At 72.4% G+C, this 1,209-nt stretch carries 1 protein-coding gene; it reads left to right on the forward strand.

Going from position 1 to position 1,209, the window contains the following annotated elements; all coding sequences use genetic code 11:
* Window positions 1-407 precede the first annotated feature (407 nt).
* On the forward strand, window positions 408-1,209 hold an 802-nt coding region (locus ABZ719_RS37685; protein WP_366729677.1), incomplete at its 3' end, for a glycoside hydrolase family 3 N-terminal domain-containing protein.

Consider the following 1,209-nt stretch of genomic DNA (forward strand, 5'->3'; position numbering starts at 1 on the left):
CCGCGGGACGTGTGTCCCGCGGCGGGCGGGGCGGACGGCTGACTGGCTGGGGACATGTCCGGTCCTCGTTTCATCGGCGAGCGGAAGGAGGCGCGGCGGCGGGATCAGGACGCTGTCCCGGAGCGGCGCGGCTCGAGCGCGAAAACCGTAAGTTGATCGGTTTCTGCTCGTCAAGAGGTCGTGCGGAGCGGAATCGGCCGACGGGGCCCGCTCCTTACTCCCCGGTAGGCGGTCTTGACAGTGAAAACCGATCACCTTATGGTTTTTAGGTCGTCCGGCCGTCGACGCGGCTCACCAGCACCGGCCCGGAAGTCCTCCACACACCGTCAGCGAGCGGCCCGTCGTGGCAGCCTGGAAGCAGCGGCCCGGCCCCGCCCCGCCTCACGAGACCTCGACAGGTGCGCCGAATGACCCACCAGACCCCACCGCCCGCGGCCCAGCATCCGGCGCCGCCGCAGCTCACCCTCGCCGAGAAGGCGGCTCTGACCAGCGGTGCCGGCGACTTCGTCACCACCGCCGTCGCCCGCTGCGGCATCCCGGCGGTCGCCCTGTCCGACGGCCCGCACGGGCTGCGGCTGCCGAAGGAGAGCGGCGACGGCGGACAGCTCGACCTGCACAGCGCCGCTCCCGCCACCTGCTTCCCGCCCGCCACGGCGCTCGGCAGCAGCTGGGATCCGCAGCTCGCCCGCCGCGTCGCCGGCGCGATCGCCGCGGAGGCCCGCGCCCACGGCATCCACGTCGTGCTCGGGCCCGGCGTCAACATCAAGCGGTCACCGCTGTGCGGCCGCAACTTCGAGTACTTCTCCGAAGACCCCCTGCTGTCGGCCGAGATGGGCGGCGCGATGGTCCGCGGGCTGCAGGAGGCGGGCGTCGGGGCGGCCCTCAAGCACTACGCCGCCAACAACCAGGAGACCGACCGCATGCGGGTCAGCGCCGACGTCGACGAGCGTCCGCTGCGCGAGATCTATCTACGGGCCTTCGAACGCATCGTCCGCCGTGACCGCCCCTGGTCCGTCATGGCCTCCTACAACGGCGTCAACGGCGTCCCGCTGACCGAGAACACCCGGCTGCTCACGGACATCCTGCGCACCGAGTGGGGCTTCGAGGGCATCGTCATGTCCGACTGGGGCGCCGTGCGCGACCGGGTCGCCGCGCTGCGCGCCGGACTCGACCTCCAGATGCCGGGCACGCACGGGCGCACCGACCGCC

The sequence above is a fragment of the Streptomyces sp. NPDC006743 genome, assembly GCF_040703815.1.
In the GTDB taxonomy this organism is placed as follows: Bacteria; Actinomycetota; Actinomycetes; order Streptomycetales; family Streptomycetaceae; genus Streptomyces.